Source organism: Ramlibacter sp. AN1133 (genome assembly GCF_037890035.1).
Classification (GTDB): domain Bacteria; phylum Pseudomonadota; class Gammaproteobacteria; order Burkholderiales; family Burkholderiaceae_C; genus Ramlibacter.
In genome coordinates, this window is sequence record NZ_JBBKTQ010000003.1 from 14,677 (window position 1) to 29,750 (window position 15,074).

General features: G+C 69.3%; 15 protein-coding genes. 8 read left to right on the plus strand and 7 right to left on the minus strand.

The genetic code is table 11. The features are described 5' to 3' along the window. Window positions 1-3: 3 nt before the first annotated feature. The 5 genes from nusB to ribD are packed head-to-tail and all read right to left on the minus strand — an operon-like array spanning window position 4 to window position 3,881. The gene (gene nusB, locus WG923_RS04770) at window positions 4-483 is read right to left on the minus strand and encodes a transcription antitermination factor NusB (protein WP_340349799.1); all 480 of its coding nucleotides are present in this window, start codon (window positions 481-483) and stop codon (window positions 4-6) included. Further along, the gene (ribH, locus tag WG923_RS04775; protein ID WP_340349800.1) at window positions 480-944 is read right to left on the minus strand and encodes a 6,7-dimethyl-8-ribityllumazine synthase; all 465 of its coding nucleotides are present in this window, start codon (window positions 942-944) and stop codon (window positions 480-482) included. Before ribH ends, nusB begins: the two co-directional genes overlap by 4 nt. A 19-nt stretch (window positions 945-963) precedes the next feature. Then, window positions 964-2,094 (minus strand): bifunctional 3,4-dihydroxy-2-butanone-4-phosphate synthase/GTP cyclohydrolase II, encoded by a 1,131-nt coding sequence (ribBA, locus tag WG923_RS04780; protein ID WP_340349801.1) that lies wholly within the window; start codon window positions 2,092-2,094, stop codon window positions 964-966. Then, window positions 2,091-2,720, minus strand: coding sequence for a riboflavin synthase (locus WG923_RS04785; RefSeq protein WP_340349802.1), 630 nt, complete (start codon window positions 2,718-2,720; stop codon window positions 2,091-2,093). The genes ribBA and WG923_RS04785 overlap by 4 nt, the downstream gene beginning before the upstream one ends. Window positions 2,721-2,771: 51 nt before the next feature. Beyond that, entirely contained in the window at window positions 2,772-3,881 is a 1,110-nt protein-coding gene (ribD, locus tag WG923_RS04790) for a bifunctional diaminohydroxyphosphoribosylaminopyrimidine deaminase/5-amino-6-(5-phosphoribosylamino)uracil reductase RibD (protein ID WP_340349803.1), read from the minus strand. Between the two features lie 97 nt (window positions 3,882-3,978). Here ribD and WG923_RS04795 point away from each other — a divergent pair, with 97 nt between their 5' ends. From WG923_RS04795 to WG923_RS04830, 8 genes are all read left to right on the plus strand, one after another. Next, window positions 3,979-4,524: a GspH/FimT family pseudopilin gene (locus tag WG923_RS04795; protein WP_340349804.1), complete on the plus strand. Its 546-nt coding sequence runs from the start codon at window positions 3,979-3,981 to the stop codon at window positions 4,522-4,524. A 149-nt stretch (window positions 4,525-4,673) separates the two neighbouring features. Further along, entirely contained in the window at window positions 4,674-5,144 is a 471-nt protein-coding gene (locus WG923_RS04800; RefSeq protein ID WP_340349805.1) for a type IV pilin protein, read from the plus strand. Further along, window positions 5,138-5,752 carry a GspH/FimT family pseudopilin gene (locus WG923_RS04805; protein ID WP_340349806.1) on the plus strand — a complete coding sequence of 205 codons (615 nt, stop codon included), beginning with the start codon at window positions 5,138-5,140 and terminating at the stop codon, window positions 5,750-5,752. The genes WG923_RS04800 and WG923_RS04805 overlap by 7 nt, the downstream gene beginning before the upstream one ends. Before the next feature lie 11 nt (window positions 5,753-5,763). Continuing rightward, window positions 5,764-6,180 (plus strand): type IV pilus modification PilV family protein, encoded by a 417-nt coding sequence (locus tag WG923_RS04810; protein ID WP_340349807.1) that lies wholly within the window; start codon window positions 5,764-5,766, stop codon window positions 6,178-6,180. After that, window positions 6,155-7,267 (plus strand): PilW family protein, encoded by a 1,113-nt coding sequence (locus WG923_RS04815; protein WP_340349808.1) that lies wholly within the window; start codon window positions 6,155-6,157, stop codon window positions 7,265-7,267. The genes WG923_RS04810 and WG923_RS04815 overlap by 26 nt, the downstream gene beginning before the upstream one ends. 5 nt (window positions 7,268-7,272) lie before the next feature. Then, window positions 7,273-7,932, plus strand: a complete 660-nt coding sequence (locus WG923_RS04820; RefSeq protein WP_340349809.1) for a pilus assembly PilX family protein — start codon at window positions 7,273-7,275, stop codon at window positions 7,930-7,932. A gap of 25 nt (window positions 7,933-7,957) precedes the next feature. After that, a complete protein-coding gene (locus tag WG923_RS04825; RefSeq protein WP_340349810.1) occupies window positions 7,958-12,514 on the plus strand; it encodes a PilC/PilY family type IV pilus protein in 4,557 nt (1,518 codons plus the stop codon). Window positions 12,515-12,516: 2 nt separating this feature from the next. Then, window positions 12,517-13,149, plus strand: a complete 633-nt coding sequence (locus WG923_RS04830) for a hypothetical protein (RefSeq protein WP_340349811.1) — start codon at window positions 12,517-12,519, stop codon at window positions 13,147-13,149. Window positions 13,150-13,167: 18 nt separating this feature from the next. Here WG923_RS04830 and nrdR read toward each other — a convergent pair whose 3' ends face one another. Both nrdR and glyA read right to left on the minus strand, forming a co-directional pair. Next, on the minus strand, window positions 13,168-13,617 hold the full coding sequence (nrdR, locus tag WG923_RS04835; protein ID WP_340349812.1) for a transcriptional regulator NrdR: 450 nt from the start codon (window positions 13,615-13,617) through the stop codon (window positions 13,168-13,170). A 93-nt stretch (window positions 13,618-13,710) separates the two neighbouring features. Then, complete coding sequence (gene glyA, locus WG923_RS04840) at window positions 13,711-14,955, minus strand: serine hydroxymethyltransferase (protein ID WP_340349813.1); 1,245 nt, start codon at window positions 14,953-14,955, stop codon at window positions 13,711-13,713. Window positions 14,956-15,074 lie beyond the last annotated feature (119 nt).

Sequence of the window (15,074 nt, forward strand, 5' to 3'; positions counted from 1 at the left end):
GCTTCAGGGCCTCGCCTTGCCGGTGGCGCGGTCCGCCTCGACTTCGACCGCGCGCAGCCTGGGCGCCAGGCCGTTCAGGACGCCGTTGACGTACTTGTGGCCGTCGGTGCCGCCGAACTCCTTGGCCAGCTCGATGCATTCGTTGAGCACCACGCGCCAGGGCACGTCGGGCGCGTGCAGGAACTCGTAGGCGCCGATCCACATCACGGCGTGCTCGATGGGCGAGATCTCCTCCAGCCGGCGATCGAGCAGGGGCAGGATCAGCGCATCGAGTTCAGCCGCCTCGCGGATGCAGCCGTGCAGCAGCGCGTCGTAGTGCACCGCATCGGCCTTGTGGAAGCCCGAGAGGCCGCGCGTGAACTGGTCGATGGACTCGGCATCCTGCTTGCCCACCAGGTGCTGATACAGCGCCTGCACCGCGAATTCGCGGGCGCGGCTGCGGGGCGGCTTGGTGGAAGTCTTGCGGGCGGGAGCGGCGGTCATCCGAGGTCGTCCACCAGGTTGGCCATCTCGATGGCGACCAGCGCTGCGTCGCGGCCCTTCTCGACCTGCCGCGCGAGCGCCTGCTCCAGGTTCTCGGTGGTGAGGATCGCGTTGGCGATCGGCAACTGGTAGTCCAGCGCCACGCGCGTCACGCCCGCGGCCGATTCGTTGGACACCAGCTCGAAGTGGTAGGTCTCGCCGCGGATCACGCAGCCCAGCGCCACCAGGGCGTCGTAGCCGCCCTTCTCGGCCATCGCCTGCAGGGCGATGGGCACTTCGAGCGCGCCCGGCACCAGCACGTGGTCGATGTTCTTCTGCTGCACGCCACGCGCGAGCAGCTCGTCGCGGCAGGCCTTCGCCAGCGTGTCCGTCACGCCCTGGTTGAAGCGCGCCTGCACGATGCCGATGACCAGTTCCTTGCCGTCCAGCCGGTCGGCCGTGCCCTTGTCTGCACCAAACATGAAAACCCTCGGGATTCGTTCAATCGGGGCGGTGGATGTAGCCCGCCACTTCGAGGCCGTAGCCGGCCATGCTGGGCATGCGCCGCGGCGTGCCCATGAGATTCATGCGCTGCACGCCCAGCTCGCGCAGGATCTGCGCGCCCACGCCGTAGCTGCGCAGGTCCATGCGCCCGCGCTCGGGCGCATGCGAGGCCTTGGCCGTGCCTTCGAACTGCGCCAGCAACTGGTCCGCCGTCTCGCCGCAATTCAGGAGCACCGCCACGCCGTGGCCGGTGGCCGCGATGTGGCTGAGGCTCTGGTCGAGGCTCCACGAGTGCATGGGGCGCCGGATCTCCAGCGCGTCGAGCACCGACAGCGGCTCGTGCACCCGCACCGGCACCTCCTGCCCGGGCTGCCACGTGCCCTTGACCAGCGCGAGGTGCAGGCCCTGGCTCGGCTTGTCGCGCCACGCGTGGGCGGTGAACTCGCCGAAGGCGGTGGCGATGGGCCGCTCGCCGATCTTGCGCACCAGCGATTCGTTGCGGCTGCGGTAGTGGATCAGGTCGGCGATGGTGCCGATCTTCAGCCCGTGTTCCGCGGCGAACACCTGCAGGTCCGGCAGGCGGGCCATGGTGCCGTCGTCCTTCATGATCTCGCAGATCACGGCGGCGGGCGTGAGGCCCGCCATGGCGGCGAGGTCGCAGCCGGCTTCGGTATGGCCGGCGCGCATCAGCACGCCGCCGTCCACGGCCTGCAGCGGGAAGATGTGGCCCGGCTGCACCAGGTCGTCCGCCTTGGCATCGCGCGCCACGGCGGCCTGGACGGTGCGGGCGCGGTCGGCGGCGGAGATGCCGGTGGTCACGCCCTCGGCCGCCTCGATGGAAACGGTGAAGGCCGTGCCCATCTTGGTGCCGTTGCGCGCCACCATGGGCGGCAGCTGCAGCCGCTCGCAGCGCTCGCGCGTGAGTGTCAGGCAGACCAGGCCGCGGCCGAAGCGCGCCATGAAGTTGATCGCCTCGGGCGTGACGTGCTCGGCGGCCAGCACGAGGTCGCCTTCGTTCTCGCGGTCCTCCTCGTCGACGAGGATGACCATGCGGCCGGCCTTCATCTCGGCGACGATCTCCTCGACGCTCGAGATGGCCACGGGCGCCACGGGCGTGCGTGCGTTCATGGGAGTGCCTTTCCGGCGCCCAGCATCCGTTCGACGTAGCGGGCGATGAGGTCGATTTCGAGGTTGACGCGGCTGCCGGCCTTGAGCGCGTGCAGCGCGGTGTTTTCCACGGTGTGCGGGATCAGGTTGATGCTCAGCTCGCAGCCGTCGGCGCGGTCTTCGATCGTGTTGACCGTGAGGCTCACGCCGTTGACGGTGATCGAGCCCTTGTAGGCGAGGTACTTGCCCAGCGCCTGCGGCGCCAGGATGCGCAGTTCCCAGCTTTCGCCGACCGGCGCCATCCTGGTGACCGCGCCGACGCCGTCGACGTGGCCGGAGACGAGGTGGCCGCCCAGGCGGTCCTGCGCGCGCAGCGCCTTTTCCAGGTTCACGGGGCCGGGCTGCGCGAGGCCGGCGGTCTTGTCCAGCGATTCGGCGGAGATCTCGATCGTGAAGTGGCCGGCGTTGGCATCCAGCGAGGTCACCGTCATGCAGGCGCCGTTCAGGGCGATGCTGTCGCCCAGCCCCACATCGTCCAGGTAGCCGGCCGGTGCGGTGATGGTCAGCCGCTTGCCGTGCTGCTGGGAAGATCCGAGGTCGTCGATGGCGGCGATACGCCCGACGCCGGTGATGATGCCGGTGAACATCCCTCCATTGTGACAGGCCCCGGCGCAGGCCCGCTTCCCTGCCGACCCGGCCTAGAAGTCCCGGCCCGGGACGCGGGCGAGCACGCGCAGGTCGTCGCCGACGCGCTCGATCGGCCCGAACTCCAGCGCCACGCCCTGCGCCAGGTCCTCCAGCGGCCCGATGGCGACCATGCCGCGCCCGCTTCCGAGCAGCCTGGGCGCGAGGTACACGAGGAACTCGTCGACCAGCGACTCGCGCAGGAGCGACCCGTTGAGCTTGAAGCCGGCCTCCACGTGCAGCTCGTTGACGCCGCGCCCGGCCAGGTCCTTCAGCAGCGCGGCCAGGTCCACCTTGCCGCCGGCACCGGGGAGCAGGGTGACGTGGGCGCCGCGCGCCTGGAGCGCCGCCTGCGCCTGCGCATCCGCCTGCGCGGCGTAGATCCACACCGGGCGGTCGGGCACGCAGAAGAGGGCGGCCGCGGGCGGTGTCTGCAGCCGGCTGTCGACCACCACCAGCGGCGGCTGCCTGCCGACCGGTGCGAGGCGCACGTCCAGCCGCGGGTCGTCGTCCAGCACGGTGCCGATGCCGGTGAGCAGGGCGCCGGCGCGGGCGCGCCAGGCGTGGCCGTCGGCGCGGGCGGCCTCGCCGGTGATCCACTGGCTGCGGCCGTTGTCCAGCGCCGTCTGGCCGTCGAGGGAGGCGGCGATCTTCAGGCGCACCCAGGGGTGGCCGCGCACCATGCGGCTGAAGAAGCCGATGTTCAGCTCGCGCGACGCGCGGGCGCCGGGCCCCGTCTCCACCGCCACGCCGGCCGCGCGCAGCCGCGCGAAGCCCTGGCCGGCCACCAGCGGATTGGGATCGGTGAGCGAGGCGACGACGCGGCCCAGGCCCGCGGCGACCAGCGCATCGCAGCACGGCCCGGTGCGGCCGTGGTGCGCGCAGGGCTCCAGCGTGACGTAGGCCGTGGCACCGCGCACGTCCGCCCCGCGCGCGGCCGCGTCGCGCAGCGCCATGACTTCCGCATGCGCCTGGCCGGCCGGCTGCGTGTGGCCCTGGCCGAGGACGCGCTCGCCGTCGGCCGCCACGATCACGCAGCCCACCCGCGGATTCGGCTCCGACAGGCCGACCGCCCGCGCCGCCAGCGCGAGGGCCTCATTCATCCAGCGATCTGCTTGCGGCATCGCGCGATTCTGCGACAAAGCGCGTGCGCCTTCCTTCACCGGCGCGCGCCGCAACAGCGCACTGCGGCCGGCGGGGCCGCTTCCTATCGTGCAGGCCATGGATCGCCCCGCCCGCGGCTTCACCCTCGTCGAAGTGCTCGTCACCGTCTCCGTGCTCGGCGTGCTGCTGGCCGTCGGCGTGCCCAGCTTCGCCGAGCTGCTGGACGACCTGCGGCTGCAGACCGTGTCCAACGACGTGCTGCAGCAGCTCATGCTGGCGCGCAGCGAGGCCATCAAGCGCAACGCCCGGGTGGTGGTGTGCAAGTCCGCCGACGGCGAGGCGTGCGCCGAAACGGGGGGGTGGGAGCAGGGCTGGATCGTCTTCCACGACGCCAACAACAGCGGCACGCGCGAGCCGGGCGAGCCGGTGATCCAGGGGCTGCGCGGGCTGCCCCCCGGCTGGCGGCTCGTGGGCAACGGACCTGTGACACATTACGTGTCCTACGGTCCCGTCGGCGTCACCAGGCTGGTGTCGGGGGCCTTCCAGGCCGGATCATTCACCGTCTGCCGCGCCTCCGTGGATGCGGTGCAGGCCCGCCGGATCATCATCAACGCCGCCGGCCGGCCGCGCGTGCAGAAGGTGCGTCTGGACAGCTGTAGCTGATCCTTGGCTGCAGGGCCGTGGCAGCGGCGAAGCCGTGTGCGAAAGCCCCGGACCGCTTGTCCCGCGACCCTGACCGCCGGGCGCACCGGCGTGGCAGGGGGTCCGGTCGCTGCGTAGCATCCGCCTCGACACATCGTTGGAGAGACATCTTGTCGCAGACCCGCCGGGCCCGGTCGTACCGTCATGCCGGCTTCACGCTGATCGAGCTGATGATCACCGTGGCCCTCATCGCCATCCTCGGCGGGGTGGGCTACCCGAGCTACATCGACTACGTGCGCCGCGGCCAGCTGCCGGAGGCCTTCGCCGCGCTCTCGGATTACCGCGTGAAGATGGAGCAGTACTTCCAGGACTACAAGAACTACGGCACCACCAACGGCGGAGCCTGCGCCAACGGCGCGAACGCGCCCGCCTGGGGCAACTTCGTGCCCGCCAACGCGAAGTACTTCACCTACGCCTGCCTGGTTACCACCAACGGGTACACGATCACCGCCACCGGGTCCGGCGGCCGCGCGACCGGCCACGTGTACACCGTGGACGAGAACAACCGCCAGAAGACCACCCGGTTCAAGGGCCAGACGGTGGACAAGAGCTGCTGGCTGATGAAGGGGACCGAGTGCTGATTGCGGCCCGCCAGCGTGGATTCAACCTCGTCGAGGCCGCGGTCACGGTCTCGGTGCTGGGTGTCCTGCTGGCGACCGGTCTGCCGGGCATGACGGACTGGATCCGCGCCACGCACGTCCGCGGCCTCACGGAAACGACGCAGACCGGCCTGCAGAAGGCGCGGTCCGAGGCGATGAAGCGCAACAAGGTGGTCACCTTCTGGATGGTGACGCCCACCAGCACGACCCTGCCGGACGACACCTGCGCGCTCTCCACCGGCTCGGCCGCCTGGGTGGTGAGCCTGGACGACCCCTCGTCCCATTGCTCCGTCAGCCCGTCCCCGACCGTGACGCCGCGCATCGTGGAAATCTACGGGCCGGGCAAGGCCGCCGACGGCATCACCGTGACCGCCGTCGACAAGGACGGCAACGCCGCCAGCTCCGTGTCCTTCAACGGCTTCGGCCAGCGGGTGGGCGGCGGCATGGCGAAGATCGACCTCGTGCATGCGGCCAGCACGGACGTGCGGCCGTTGCGCATCGAGATCTCGACGTCCGGCGGCATCCGGATGTGCGATCCGCGGGCGACCGCCGCCGACGCCAACGACGCGCGCGCCTGCCAGATGCCTTGAGCGAGACGCATATGAAGGCCAAGCATTCCTCCCGCCTTCGCAATGGCCAGCAGGGCATTGCGCTGATCGAGGCCCTGATCGGCATCCTGATCTTCGCCTTCGGCGTGATCGGCCTGGTGGGCCTGCAGGTCGCGATGACCCGCGCGCAGGGCACCGCGAAGTTCCGCGCCGACGCCAACTACCTCAGCTCGCAGGTGATGGGCAACATCTGGGCCGACCGCGCCAACCTGGCCCAGTACGACACCTCGGGCGCCTGCGACTCCTACCAGCCCTGCATGGACTGGAAGTCCAAGGTCGCCGCCACCCTGCCCGGCGGCGCCGCGCAGATCGCGACGACGCCCGCGACGGGCGTGGTCTCGATCACCGTCACCTGGTCCACTCCCGCCGAAGGAACGCACACGTATGTGGTCGCGACGTCCATCCGCTAGGCCGGGCCAGCAAGGCTTCACCCTGGTCGAGTTGATGATCGGGGTGCTGATCGGGCTGCTCGCCACCCTGGCCGTCACCCACGTGCTGGTGAACTCCGAGGGCCAGAAGCGGTCCACGAGCTCCGGCTCCGACGCACAGGTGAACGGCGCCCTGGCGCTGAACACCCTGCAGCGGCAACTGCAGTCCGCCGGCTACGGCTTCGGCGCGGTGCCCCCGGTGGTCGGCTGCACGCTGACGGCGAGGTTCGCCGGGGCGGCAGTCGCCGGTTTCCCGGCCAGCCTGGCGCCCGTGACGATCACGGACGGAGCTTCCGGCGCGCCCGATGCGATCCGGATCCTGGCGAGCGGCAAGACCTCGTTTTCCATCCCGTTGCGGATCGTGGCGCCGGGCTATGCGCCGCCGGGCACCGCCGTGCCGGTGGGCAGCGTCCGTACCATCGTCAAGGGCGACCTGGTGGTCGTGGCCCAGACCGTCTCCGCCCCGCCGGGCGTGCCGTGCGAGATGTTCCGGGTGAGCGACAACCCGGGCAGCGTCCCGCAGGTCGCGCGCACGGACGACGGCGGCTGGAACAATGCGGGCTCCCCCACCGCCAGCTATGGCGAGGGCGGGGGCCTGATCAACCTGGGCGTGCCGATCGATTCCACCTACAGCGTCCTGAACAACGCGCTGGTGGTGAGGAGCCTCAGCATCGCCGGGGACGCGCTCGGCACCCCTTCCTATCCGGCCGCGACCGAGCTGTACCCGAACATCGTCCAGCTGCAGGCCTTCTACGGCAAGGACACCAACGCCGACGGCAGCGTCGACACCTGGGACAACGTGACGCCCACCACCAACGCGCTGTGGCAGCAGGTGATGGCGGTGCGGCTGGCGCTCGTGGCGCGCAGCCCGCAATACGAGAAGGAAGAGGTCACGCCGGCGAACGTCAGCTGGGACGTCGGCAGCGCCGCCACGGTGGCGGGCAGCGCGACCTGCGGCACCAGCCGGTGCGTGACGATCAAGCTGGACACCCTGCCCGACTGGAAGCACTACCGCTACAAGGTCTTCGAGACGGTCGTCCCGCTGCGCAACCTGCTGTGGAATTCATGATGAAGATGCCGCGCCCCCGCCGCCTTCCCGCCCTGCGCCGGGTGCAGAGCGGCGTGTCGCTGCTGTTCACGCTGATGGCGCTGGTGGTGCTCGCGTTCGGCGCCGTGGCGCTGACGCGCTCCGTCGACACCGGCACGCTGATCATGGGCAACCTGGGGTTCAAGCAGGACGCGCTGGTTTCGGCGTCGTCCGCCACCGAGGAGGCGCTGACCTGGCTGCAGGCCAACGTCGGCGGCGCCACGCTCGACGCCAACATCCCCGACCGCGGCTACTACGCCAGCAGCATCGACAAGCTGGATCCGGCCGGCACGCACACGTCGAGCGCCAACAAGCTGCCGCTGGTCAACTGGGACGGCGACTGCAACGGCGCCGCCCTGGGGACCTTCGAGAACTGCGAAGTCCTGCCCTTCACCGGCACCAAGGTGAACAACAACAAGGTGCAGTGGGTGATCACGCGCCTGTGCGACAACGTGGGCGCCCCGAGCGGCACGAACCTGTGCGTGCGGCCCGCCGTGGCCGTCACGTCCACGGCGGTCGACCGCGGCGCACTGCACCCCGGCGGCCGGATCAGCTCGAGCATCGCCAGTCCTTATTTCCGTGTGATCGTGCGGGTCGAGGGACCGCGCAACACCGTCAGCTACACCGAAACCCTCATCCACTTCTGACGGGACGACCGCCGGAAAGGCATCCATGAAAGCCGCCGACCTGAAATTCACCAGCCGACTGCGCAGCTTCGCTTCTGCAGCCGCCTGGCTGCTCGCGGCCTGCAGCGCGGCCGCGATCGCCGCCAACACCGACATCGCCGGCGCACCGCTGTTCACGTCCTCCAGCGGGCAGATCAAGCCGAACATCATGTTCATCCTGGACGACTCGGGGTCCATGGGGCGGGACTACGTGCCCGACGAGGCCGGCTTCTCGCACAGCGTCTACGGCTACCGGGCGGCGCAGTGCAACGGCGTGGCGTACGACCCGACGGTCACGTACAACCCGCCGGTCAGTTCGACGGGTGTCGTGCAGGCCGTCGGCACCACCGCCTTCCTGGATCCGACGAGCACGGAAAATGGGCTCACCTCGATCAGGAGCCTCAACAACATCACTGCGGCCCAGTGGCCGACGGGCCCCAACGTCAACGTGAACGTCACGGTGACGGGCAGTTTCAGCAGCGGCTCGTACGCGGCCGACGGCAGCCAGGAAGTGACGGTCTACGGCAGCGCCAGCAAGTTCTTCATCGGCGTCGTGACCGCATGGAACGGAAGCACCGGCGCGATGACCATCCGGGTGTGGGACGTGGTCGGTACCGGCGCGCTGAGTCCCGCGTCGATCGGCAAGGGCGTCGCCAACACCTATTTCACCTACAGCAGCACGTCGCCGCAGCGCAAGCTCGGCTACTCGTACGATGCCACCGCGAACCTGATCACCAGCAGCACGTTCTACCGGGAGTGCAGCAGCGCGATCGGCTCCACGCCGGGCAGCAACGTCTTCGTGCCGCACGCCGTCGGCTCCACGTCCGCCGAGGCCCAGAACTACGCGAACTGGAACCGGTACTACCGCACGCGGATGGACATGATGAAGACGGCGATGACCTGGGCCTTCAAGGGCATCGACGATCGTTACCGGGTCGGCTTCACCACGATCAGCTCCACGAACGCGACGGAAGGCACGAGTTTCCTGAACATCCGCGATTTCGATGCGACCCAGAAGGCGAGCTTCTACACGAAGCTGAACGCCGCGGATCCCTCCATCACCACGCCGCTGCGGGGCGCGCTCGCCAAGGCGGGCCGGTATTTCGCCAACAAGGCGCCCGGCCAGACGGTGGACCCGGTGCAGTACTCGTGCCAGCGCAACTTCACGCTGCTTTCGACGGACGGCTACTGGAACACCGGTTTCGAAACCAGCACCTACGGCGCGCTGCAGCTGGACGGGACCACCAAGGTCGGCCAGCAGGATGGCGGCGGCACGCTGCGTCCGATGTTCGACGGCGGCAGCGTGACGCGCACGACCACGGAGACGTGGACGGTCACGACGGTGACCGTCTCGACCAAGACGCAGCCGTCGGTCACCACCAGCACCCTGACAACGAGCACCACCACGATGACGCCGCGGAGCACGACGGCGGGCCAGCAACAGACGGCGTTCGTCCTGGTGCCGTCGTTCACCGTCGACGGCTCGAAGATGACCCGTACGGGCGGCAACCTCGTGACCGTCACCGTGGCGGCAGGGCACAACCTGGTGACGGGAGACAACATCGAGATCAGCGCCAGCAACAACGGCACCTTCAACAACAGCTTCCGCGACACGAACGGAGTGACGGTGACGGTACTGTCGCCGACCCAGTTCACCTACGCCTCGTCGGGCACCAACGGGACGGCAAGCGGCACGTACACCGTCCGCCCGGGAGGCGTCAGCTGCAGCGGCTCGCAAGCGGTCCAGCGTTCGCTGACGCAGGTACGGGACTCAGTCAACGTGACGACGACGTTCGCCACGGACACGACCACCCAGAACAGCACCTCGACCTTCACGACCACCAAGACCGACGTCACGCAGTTCTCACGCGTGATCAAGACCGTGAACGGCACGCAGGTCAATGACACCGGTCCGGTGGCGGGGACGCTGAACAGCAGGAGCGTCGACGGCACGCCGACCGTCACGAACGGAACGGCGGTGACAACGCACCAGGTCAATACGCCGGCGCCGACCACGACGACCGACTTCTCGCCGTGGGTCACCACGGCGGCCGGCAACGTGGGAACGAGCTGCCGTTCCAGTCCGTCCTCCTCGTCCGCGATCACCCAGAACCTGCCGTCGACGACGACCTCGACCTTCGTGGTGAACCCACCCACCACCGCGGGTCCGACGACGGTCCTGGGCACGGCCATCGTCGTGGTCAACAGCACCGATACGACGGAAAGCCCCGTCCCGCATGCCTCGGTCAGCGCGGTGACCAGCAGCACCGGCGGCACCTCCAACACCCTGGCGGACGTGGCGATGTACTACTACCAGACCGACCTGCGCGACGCCGGCCTGGGCAACTGCACGGGTTCGCTGGGCGCCGACGTCTGCAACAACAACGTCCCGGGCAGCAAGAACGACGCCGCGCACTCCTACGGCGACTCGGCGAACTGGCAGCACATGACGACCTTCACGCTGGGCCTGGGCGCCAGCGGCCTGCTGCGCTACGACCCGAACTACCTCACGCAGCTGTCCGGCGATTACTTCGACATCACCAACACCAGCAAGAACTGGCCGTCGCCGGTGGAAACCGTCTCGGGTGGCGAGCCGCAGAACATCGACGACCTGTGGCACGCGGCGGTGAACGGGCGCGGCCAGTACTTCAGCGCCGGGGACCCGACGACGCTCACCAACAGCCTGAACTCGGCGCTCGATTCGATCAAGGCGATCACGGGCTCGGCCTCGGCGGCTTCCACCAGCTCGCTGCAACCGGTGCAGGGCGACAACGACATCTACGTGGCCCAGTTCACCACCCAGAAGTGGGTGGGCGACGTGCTGTCGCGGCGGATCGACCCGACCACCGGCCAGATCTCCAGCACCGTCACGTGGTCGGCGAAGGCGCAGCTCGACACGCGGACGGCGGACAGCCGCACGATCTACTACCCGAATCCTTCGGGCACTTCCGTGCTGCGCACCTTCACCTTCGGGAACCTCAGCACCGACGGCTACGACATGAGCAACTTCTGCTCGCGCACCGGTGCCAGCGGCAGCGGCAACCCGCAGCAGTGCGCCCAGCTCAGCGCGGCCGACACGACGGCGGCGAACGACGGCCGCAACCTGGTGAACTACCTGCGCGGCGACCAGACCCTGTCGTACTACCGGACGCGGGACAACCTGCTGGGCGACATCATCAACGCCTCGCCGCTGTTCGTCGGCAAGCCGGGCTTCCGGTACAACGAGAACGATTACCAGGCCTTCGTCGCCGCGCAGGCGAGCCGCCAGGCCGTGGTGCTGGCCGCGGCCAACGACGGCATGCTGCACGCCTTCGACCGGGCGACGGGCAACGAGCTGTGGGCCTACGTCCCGTCCTTCGTGATCCGCAACATGTACAAGCTGGCGGACACGAACTACGCCAACAACCACTCCTACTTCGTCGACGGCTCGCCGCAGATGGGCGACATCTTCGTGGGCGGCGCCTGGAAGACCATCGTGGTGGGCGGCCTGAGCGCGGGCGGCCGCGGCTACTACGCGCTGGACGTGACCAACCCGGCGGCGCCGAAGCTGCTGTGGGAGTTCGGCACCGCGCAGAACGCCAACCTGGGCCTGACCTTCGGCAACCCGATCATCACGAAGCGCGCCAACGGCACCTGGGTGGTGGTCTTCGCCTCGGGGTACAACAACGTGAGCCCCGGCGACGGCAACGGCCACCTGATCGTCGTCGACGCGAATACGGGCGCGCAGCTGGTCGACCTCCAGACCTACAGCAGCGGAACGACGCCGGCAGGCAGCAGTTCCACGCCCAGCGGCCTGGCGAAGATCAACGACTGGGTCGACACGGAAACCACCAACTCGGCGCGGCGCTTCTACGGCGGCGACATGCTCGGCAACCTCTGGCGCTTCGACATCGACAGCCTGGTGGAGCCCAACAACGCGGCCCTGCTGCTGGCGAGGCTCACCGGACCGACGGGCGCCGTCCAGCCCGTGAGCACGGTTCCCACCGTCGCGGAAGTCAACTACAACGGCAGCCGGTTCCCGGTGGTCTTCGTCGCGACCGGCCGCTACCTGGGGACCTCCGACCTGACGGACAGCAGGGTGCAGAGCATCTACGCGATCAAGGACCCGCTGACCAATTCCTCCTACGGCGTGGTGCGCAGCAACACCAATTTCGCGACGCAGACGATCACGGTCAGCGGCACGGACCGCACCAGCTCGGCGAACTCGGTGGACTGGATGACGAAGGCCGGCTGGCGGGTGGACCTGCCCGCGGGCGAGCGCGTCTCGGTCGACCCGCAGCTGGCGCTGCAGACGCTGTTCATCGGCTCGAACCTCCCGAACAGCGACTCGTGTTCGGCGGGCGGGAAGTCGTTCCTCTACAAGTTCAACATCGCCACCGGCTCGTCCACTTCGAACTATGTGGGCGACGTGATGATCCAGGGCGTGACCGTGGTGCAACTGACCTCGGGGGCCGTGGAAGGCATCGTCACGGAGAGTACCGGTGACCTGACGACCTTCCCGGGCGACCCGGAGAGCGCGGCGGCGAACCTGCGGCGCACTTCCTGGCGCGAACTGCTGGATTGACCTTGGACCGCCGCCCCGGTTTCTGGCAGGCCGTTGCCTTGGCCCTGCTCGGACACGGGGCGGTGCTCGCGTGGTTCGCGACGGTGGGCCCGCAGCCCGCGCCGCGGGGGGCCTTGCGCGAAACGCCAATGGCCTTCCTGGTGCGGCCGGTGCAGTGGTCCGCGCCGGCGCAGCCGGACATCGAGCCGCCCGCGGCGGCGCAGGCCACGCTCGGAGCGCCGCCGGCGCCCGAGCCGGTGCAGCAGCGTGCCGTGCCGCCGCAGCCGGTGGTGCAGGCCACGGCGGCTCCCGCGACACCGGAGGCGCCTGCCGCGCCGGCAGCCGAAGCGCCTTACCTGCCCAGGGGCGAGCTCACCGTGCCGCCGCGCCCGCTCGGCGTGGTCGACGTCCCGTTCCCCGAGGACGTGGCCGGGGTGGTGGACCTGAAGGTCCGCATCACGCTGTTCATCGACGAGCACGGCGGCGTGCAGCGCATCCGCGTCGACAGCCCGGACGTGCATCCTTCGTTCGAACGCACGATCCGCCAGACCTTCGCGGCGGCGAAGTTCAGCCCCGGCGAACGGGACCAGGTCGCGGTGCGTTCGCAGATCCGCGTGGAAGTCGAATTCCAGGCGCGGGGCGGGCGCCGGTCCTAGGGGCGGGGGCGCCCGCGCTCAGCGCCGGATCTCGTCGACGACGGTCTTGAACTCGTCGACGTCCTCGAAGCTGCGGTACACGCTGGCGAAGCGGACGTAGGCCACCTTGTCCAGCTTCTTGAGCTCGCGCATGACGAGCTCGCCGATGCGCGAGCTCGGGATCTCGCGCACGCCCAGGTTCAGCAGCTTTTCCTCCATGCGCTCCACGGCGGCATCGATCTGCTCGGTGCTCACCGGGCGCTTGCGCAGCGCCAGGTTCATCGAACCGAGCAGCTTGCTGCGGTCGTACTCGATGCGGCGGCCGTCCTTCTTCACCACCGCGGGGAAGGTGACGTCCGGCCGCTCGTAGGTGGTGAAGCGCTTCTCGCAGTGCGCGCACTGGCGCCGCCGGCGGATGAAGTCGCCGTCCTCGGCCATGCGCGTCTCCACCACCTGGGTGTCGGCATGGCCGCAGAACGGGCATTTCATGCCGAGCGCAGCGCCGGGCCGCCCCAAGCAAGCGAGAGCCCCCTCGGGGGGCAGGGAGGACACGAAGTGCCGACCGTGGGGGCTGTCATTTCTCTACTTGTAGACGGGGAAGCGGCGGGTGAGGGCGTTGACCTGCTCGCGCACCCGCTCGATGTTGGCGGGGTCGCGCGGGTGGTCGAGCACGTCGGCCACCAGGTTGGCCGTCTGGCGCGCTTCCTCCTCCTGGAAGCCGCGCGTGGTCATGGCCGGCGTGCCCACGCGCAGGCCGCTGGTGACCATCGGCTTTTCCGGATCGTTCGGGATCGCGTTCTTGTTGATGGTGATGTGCGCCTGGCCCAGCACGCCTTCCGCTTCCTTGCCGGTGATGCCCTTGCCGCGCAGGTCCACCAGCATCACGTGGCTTTCGGTGCGGCCGCTGACGATGCGCAGGCCCCGCCCGGCCAGCGTTTCCGCCACCACCTGCGCGTTGCGCAGCACCTGCTGCTGGTAGGCCTTGAACTCGGGTGCCAGCGCTTCCTTGAAGGCCACGGCCTTGGCGGCGATCACGTGCATCAGCGGCCCGCCCTGCAGGCCGGGGAAGATCGCGCTGTTGATGGCCTTCTCGTGCTGCGCCTTCATCAGGATGAAGCCGCCACGCGGGCCGCGCAGGCTCTTGTGGGTGGTGGAGGTCACCACGTCGGCATGCGGCACGGGGTTGGGGTACACGCCCGCGGCGATGAGGCCGGCGTAGTGGGCCATGTCCACCATGAAGATCGCGCCGACGTCCTTGGCCACCCTGGCGAAACGCTCGAAGTCGATCCGCAGGGAATAGGCGGAGGCTCCGGCGATGATCAGCTTGGGCATGTGCTCGCGGGCCTTGCGCTCCATCGCGTCGTAGTCGATGGCTTCATCCTTGTTCAGGCCGTAGCTCACGACGTTGAACCACTTGCCGCTCATGTTCAGGGGCATGCCGTGGGTGAGGTGGCCGCCCTCGGCCAGGCTCATGCCCATGATGGTGTCGCCGGGCTTGAGGAACGCCAGGAACACGGCCTCGTTGGCCTGCGCGCCCGAGTGCGGCTGCACGTTGGCGGCGTCGGCGCCGAAGATCTGCTTGATGCGGTCGATCGCCAGCTGCTCGGCGATGTCGACGTTCTCGCAGCCGCCGTAGTAGCGCTTGCCGGGGTAGCCCTCGGCGTACTTGTTCGTCAGCTGGGTGCCCTGGGCGGCCATGACGGCGGGCGAGGCGTAGTTCTCGCTCGCGATCAGCTCGATGTGCTCTTCCTGGCGGCGGTTCTCCGCCTGGATGGCGGCCCAGAGCTCGGGATCGGTGTCTTGGATGAGGATTCGGCGGTCGTACATGAGAGCGGCGGTTCCGTGGACGTAAGGTCCCTGTGCGAGAGGCAGGGCTGCCCAGGCGAACGGCGGGGCACCGGCGACAGACCGGGGACGCCGGGCGCCCCGAAGGAGCGCAGCGGCCT

Bases quoted from the DNA above. Each gene is read 5' to 3' on its own strand.
- nusB (WP_340349799.1), bottom strand. From the start codon at position 483: ATGACCGCCGCTCCCGCCCGCAAGACTTCCACCAAGCCGCCCCGCAGC.
- ribH (WP_340349800.1), bottom strand. From the start codon at position 944: ATGTTTGGTGCAGACAAGGGCACGGCCGACCGGCTGGACGGCAAGGAA.
- ribBA (WP_340349801.1), bottom strand. From the start codon at position 2,094: ATGAACGCACGCACGCCCGTGGCGCCCGTGGCCATCTCGAGCGTCGAG.
- WG923_RS04785 (WP_340349802.1), bottom strand. From the start codon at position 2,720: ATGTTCACCGGCATCATCACCGGCGTCGGGCGTATCGCCGCCATCGAC.
- ribD (WP_340349803.1), bottom strand. From the start codon at position 3,881: ATGCCGCAAGCAGATCGCTGGATGAATGAGGCCCTCGCGCTGGCGGCG.
- WG923_RS04795 (WP_340349804.1), top strand. From the start codon at position 3,979: ATGGATCGCCCCGCCCGCGGCTTCACCCTCGTCGAAGTGCTCGTCACC.
- WG923_RS04810 (WP_340349807.1), top strand. From the start codon at position 5,764: ATGAAGGCCAAGCATTCCTCCCGCCTTCGCAATGGCCAGCAGGGCATT.
- WG923_RS04815 (WP_340349808.1), top strand. From the start codon at position 6,155: ATGTGGTCGCGACGTCCATCCGCTAGGCCGGGCCAGCAAGGCTTCACC.
- WG923_RS04820 (WP_340349809.1), top strand. From the start codon at position 7,273: ATGCCGCGCCCCCGCCGCCTTCCCGCCCTGCGCCGGGTGCAGAGCGGC.
- WG923_RS04825 (WP_340349810.1), top strand. From the start codon at position 7,958: ATGAAAGCCGCCGACCTGAAATTCACCAGCCGACTGCGCAGCTTCGCT.
- nrdR (WP_340349812.1), bottom strand. From the start codon at position 13,617: ATGAAATGCCCGTTCTGCGGCCATGCCGACACCCAGGTGGTGGAGACG.
- glyA (WP_340349813.1), bottom strand. From the start codon at position 14,955: ATGTACGACCGCCGAATCCTCATCCAAGACACCGATCCCGAGCTCTGG.